Source organism: Plantactinospora alkalitolerans, from assembly GCF_015690345.1.
GTDB lineage: Bacteria > Actinomycetota > Actinomycetes > Mycobacteriales > Micromonosporaceae > Plantactinospora > Plantactinospora alkalitolerans.
This window is the reverse complement of sequence record NZ_JADPUN010000388.1, coordinates 1-5,197: the sequence shown is the minus strand read 5'-3', so window position 1 is coordinate 5,197 and position 5,197 is coordinate 1. Positions and strand designations below refer to the sequence as shown.

Here is a 5,197-nt window from a genome sequence, read left to right as displayed (position 1 = left end):
GCGGTTGATGCTGCTGGACGTCGTGCGTCGTACGGCGGCGGTGGTGTTGGCGCACGAGGATGTGGACGCCGTCGATCCGGAGCGGCCGTTCACCGAGTTGGGATTCGACTCGTTGACGGCGGTGGAGTTGCGGAACCGGTTGAACACGGCAACGGGACTACGACTACCAGCAACGTTGATCTTCGACTACCCGACCCCCACGGCGATCACCGCCTATCTGCGGCACCAGATCCTTCCAGCACCGGTGTCGCCGGCCGAGAAGATCCGTGCGGAGCTGGACCGGCTCGCCGAACTGGTCGACGAACTCGCCGACGACGCGGAGGCGCAGGGGATGGCGGCGCGCGCGTTCGAGCGGATGCTCGCCCGACTCCGACCGACCGGCGGCACCGACGTCACCGTCCTGGAGACCATGGACACCGCCGACGACAACGAACTCTTCGCCTTCATCGACAACGAGCTCGGCTGAGCCGGCTAACCCGAAAGAGGAGAATGATGAGCGTGGACGTCATCGACCGGGTACGCGCCTTCGCGCGGACCGAACTGGTCGACCGGCAGGCGTACCTGGATTCCTTCGCCGATGCGCCCCTACCGCTCTACCGTCGCTTCCACGAGGCGGGGTTGGCCAACTGGTGGTTGCCGGCCGAGGAGGGTGGCACGGGACTCGGCCTGGAGGACAGCGTCGACGTGGTGTCCGAGTTGTCGTACGGCGATGCGGGAGCGGCGTTCACCTTGTTCATCTCCGTGCTGGGCACCAGCATGGTGTCCCTCTACGGCTCGGCCGGGCTGCACGCGCGCTACCTGAAACCCATGATCGACGGCGGCACGTTCTGCGCCACGGTGGGCAGCGAGCAGGCGGCCGGCAGCGAACTTGCGAAGATCACCACCACTGCGGTTCGTAGTGGCGACGACCTCGTCATCAATGGGGACAAGTACTTCTCCACGAACGCCGACTTCGCCGACTTCCTCGTCGTCATCGCCCGGTCGACGGACAACCCGTCCGGGGTGGCTGCGGTGGTCGTACCACGGGACACCCCCGGTGTGCGGATCGTCAAACGGTGGGAGATGAACGGTCTGCGTTCGTCCGCCACCTACCAGGTGAGCTTCGAAAACTGCCGGGTGCCGGCCGACCACGCGTTACGCGGTCCCGGCCTCCGGGTCCTGGAGGTCGGTCTGAATGCCAGCCGCATCCTCATCGCCACCACCGCGGTCGGGGTGGCGCGGCGGATCCGGGACCACTGCATGGACTACGCCAACACCAAGACCCTACGGGACGCGCCGTTGACCGGTAACGCGGTCTTCGCGGCCAAGCTCGGCCAGATGGAGATGCAGATCGAGGTGATGCGTACCCAGTGCCGGAGCGCGGCCCGCGAGTTCGACGCGATCCTGAGCCGGCCGGACGCCGCCGACGAGTTCCTCCGCCGGGGCACGCTCAAAAGCGCGCTGGCGGCCAAGATGTTCTGCGGGCAGACGGGCTGGCAGATCGCGAGCGTCGGTTCGGAGCTGTTCGGCGGCCTCGGCTACACCCACGACGATGCGATCGGCAAGCTGGTCCGGGACATGCGGTACGTGGCGATCGTCGAGGGCGGCGACGACGTCCTGCGTGACCTCGTCTTCAGCCGGTACGTCGTCCCGGTGTCGAAGCGCACCTGACGGAGGCGGTGAACACAGGGGCGGGAACGGTGTGAGCCGTCCCCGCCCCCGTTCGCCGTCGACGGCCGGGGGCAGGGCGCCGACGGCTGGCCCGGGCCGGTGGCCCGGCGCCAAGCCCTATGCGGGGTCGTCCCCGTACACCTCACTGGCGAGATAGGCGGTCAACGCGGTGGGGGTCGGGTACCGGAACAGCAGGGTGGCCGGTAGTCGCTGCCCGGTCCGCAGGTTGAGCCGGTTGCGCAGTTCCACTGCGGTGAGCGAGTCGAAGCCGAGGTCGCCGAAGGGTTGTTCGGCGCCGATCGCGTCCAGTTCCTGGTGACCGAGGACTGCGGCGGCCTCCGCGCGGATCAGGGTGAGCAGTGCGTCGCGGCGGTCGGTGAGGTTCATCGCGGCGAGCCGCACGGCCCAGGACTGGAGTTCGGAGGCCACGACCGCCACCGTCGCCGCCCGTGGCCTGGCCGGTCGGACCAGGCCCCGGAGCAGGGGTGGCACCGGCTGATTCGCGGCCCGTTCCCGAAGGGCAGGAAGATCCAGCTTCATCGGCAGCAGCGCCGCGTGATCGAGGCCCAGCGCGGCGTCGAACAGTGCGAATCCCTCCGCGGTGCTCAGCGGCTGGCTGCCGGTCTTCGCCAACCGGCGCAGGTCCACGTCGTCGAGGTTTCTGGTCATCGCGCTGGTCGCCGTCCACAGTCCCCAGCCGAGGCTGGTGGCCGGCACGCCGTGCCGGCGCCGGTGCCGGGCGAGAGCGTCGAGGAAGGCGTTCGCGGCGGCGTAGTTCGCCTGTCCCGGGGTGCCGAACGTGCCGGCCGCCGAGGAGTAGAGAACGAAGGCCGCGAGATCGTCGTCGCGGGTGAGTTCGTGCAGGTGCCACGCGCTGTCCACCTTCGGCCGCAGGACCGTCTCCAGCCGTTCGGCGTCGAGGTCGTCGAACGTGCTGTCGTTGAGCACACCGGCGGCGTGCACCACGGCGGTCAGCGGATGTGCCGGGGGAACCTGCGCCAGCACGTCGGCGAGTGCCGCGTGGTCGGCCGTGTCGCACGCGACCACCCGGGCCTGGGCTCCGAGCAGCGACAGGTCGGCGAGCAGGTCGGTCACGCCCTCGGCCTCGGCTCCGCGACGACCGACCAGCAGCAGGTGACGTACCCCGTGCCGGGTGACCAGGTGTCGGGCGAGCAGGCCGCCGAGTGTGCCGGTGGCGCCGGTGACCAGCACGGTGCCGGACGGATCGAGCGACCGGGGAACGGTGAGGACCACCTTGCCCACGTTCTGCCCGCGAGCCAGGTGCCGCAGCGCCTCGGGTGCCCGGCGGATGTCCCAGGCGCTGACGGGCAGCGGCCGCAGGATTCCCGCCTCGCCCCAGGTCCGTAGCCGGACCAGCAGCTCCTGAATCCGCGCCGGATCGACCTCCAGCACGTCGAACGCCTGGTAGCTGACCCCTGGATGATCGGCGGCGACCTTGTCGGGGTCGCGGTAGTCGGACTTGCCGATCTCCACGAACCGGCCCTGGGGGCGCATCAGCCGCAGGGAGGCGTCGATGAACTCTCCGACGAGCGAGTTGAGCACCACATCGAAGCCCGTGTCCCGGAAGTGCTCCTCGAAATCGAGGGTACGCGAGGACGCCAGATGGGCGTCGTCGAAACCCAACCCGCGCAGCGTGTCCCACTTGCCGGGGCTCGCCGTGCCGAACACCTCCATGCCGAGGTGCCGGGCGAGTTGGATGGTGACCAGACCCACCCCACCGGCGGCGGCGTGGAGCAGCAGCGACTCCCCGGGCCGTACGTCCGCGATCTCGACCAGGCCGCGGTATGCGGTCAGGAAGGCCACCGGCATGCTCGCCGCCTCGGCGAACGACCAGCCCGGCGGAATGGTGGTCAGCAGCTCCCGACTGGCGGTGGTGATCGGCCCGGCCCCACCGTGCAACAGGCCCATCACCCGGTCGCCGGGGCGCAGGTCGGTGACGTCGGAAGCCACCTCCTGGACGATCCCGGCCCCTTCCGCGGCGATCGGCCGGGAGTCGTTGGTCAACTTGCCGAGTGCGAGCAGGACGTCGCGGAAGTTGAGGCCGGTGACGCGTACCGCCACCCGTACCTCGCCAGGGCCGAGCGGCCGGTCGACGGTGTCGGTCGGCACCAGGGCCAGCCCGTCGATGGAACCGCTGCCGGTCGTGGCGAGGCGCCACGCCGGGCTGCCCGCCGGGGGTACCAGGGTGGGCCGCGCATCGACCTCGGCCAGACGGGGCGCGTGCAGTTCGCCGTTGCGCACCGCCAGCTGTGGCTCGCCGGACGCGACGGCGGCCGGCACGGCGGCCCGGCTGGTGGCGGCCCCGTCCAGGTCGACCAGGACGATGCGGTCGGGGTACTCGTTCTGTGCCGATCGCAGCAGGCCCCAGCCGGCGGCGCCGGTGAGGTCGGTGACGTCCTCACCGGGTCGGACGGCGACGGCCCCGGAAGTCACCACGACAAGCCGGGCGTCGTCGTACGCCGCGTCGTTGAGCCAGCCCTGGACGGTGGACAACAGTCCGCCCAGCCGTCGCCCGGCGGCGTGCGGAACCGGGTCGCCGCCGGTGCCGGCGGCCCAGTCCAGTACGTGGATCCGGGCCGTGGCGCGGTCCGCCAGGACCGACACTCCGGCCGTGGACAGTGCGTCCGCCAGCCCGTCGTCGTCGCCCAGCATGGCCCAGTTGGCCGGCGACGCGGTCGCACCGGCGGAGACCGGGACCCAGTCGAGTGTGAACAGGGACTCGACCCGCTCCCGTCCCGGCGACAACCGATCAAGGTCGACCGGGCGAGCGCTGAGCGCGTCGACGGTGAGCACCGGAACGTTCGTGGGATCGCAGACGGTGATCCGGACCTCGTCGTGCTCCCCACGTACCAGGTGGACCCGGGCCGTGCCGGCGCCCGTGGCGCGCAGCGTCACCCCACTCCAGGCGAAGGGCAGCCGTACCGCGTCGTCGCCCGCGGCCAGCGGATGCAGGGCAGCGTCGAGCAGAGCGGGATGGATCGCGAATCCGCTCCTGTCGGTCCCCTCGTCGGCCGACAGGGACACCTCGGCGAACAGTTCCGGACCCCGGCGCCAGACCGTCCGTAGGCCCCGGAAGACGCCGTGGTACTCCAGACCCTTGCCGGCGAGCCGGGAGTAGAGGCCACTGATGTCGACCGGCTCGGCCCCCGCCGGGGGCCACTCGCCGTCGACAGTGACGCTGGGGACGGAGGTACGGGAGAGCACGCCGGCGGCATGCCGAAGCCACGGCTGCCGTTCGTCGCCCAGCTGAGTCCGGGAGTGGACGGTGAACGCCCGCCGGCCCGCCGCGTCCGGCCCGTCCAGGCGCACCTGGAGTTGCACCCGGCCGCCCGGGGGCAGGGTGAGCGGCTGCTCGATGGTGAGGTCGTCGATGTGGTCACAGTCGACCTGCAGGCCGGCGTGCAGCGCGAGATCGACGAAGGCGGCGCCGGGGAGCAGGACGGTGCCGGCCACGGCGTGGTCGGCGAGCCACGGGTGGCTCTCGGTGGAGATCTGGCCGGTGACCAGGAGCCCGTCGGTGTCGGGT

At 71.0% G+C, this 5,197-nt stretch carries 3 protein-coding genes; 2 read left to right on the top strand and 1 reads right to left on the bottom strand.

Annotation, left to right across the window (positions count from 1 at the left end; genetic code table 11):
- Both I0C86_RS38765 and I0C86_RS38760 read left to right on the top strand, forming a co-directional pair.
- Positions 1-466: acyl carrier protein (locus I0C86_RS38765; RefSeq protein ID WP_230395524.1), on the top strand; the 466-nt coding region annotated here is incomplete at its 5' end.
- Positions 467-498: 32 nt separating this feature from the next.
- Positions 499-1,650, top strand: a complete 1,152-nt coding sequence (locus tag I0C86_RS38760) for an acyl-CoA dehydrogenase family protein (protein ID WP_323374125.1) — start codon at positions 499-501, stop codon at positions 1,648-1,650.
- Between the two features lie 117 nt (positions 1,651-1,767).
- On the opposite strand, the gene I0C86_RS38755 is transcribed toward I0C86_RS38760, so the two are convergent.
- A partial coding sequence (locus I0C86_RS38755; RefSeq protein WP_196206290.1) for an SDR family NAD(P)-dependent oxidoreductase occupies positions 1,768-5,197 on the bottom strand: 3,430 nt, incomplete at its 5' end.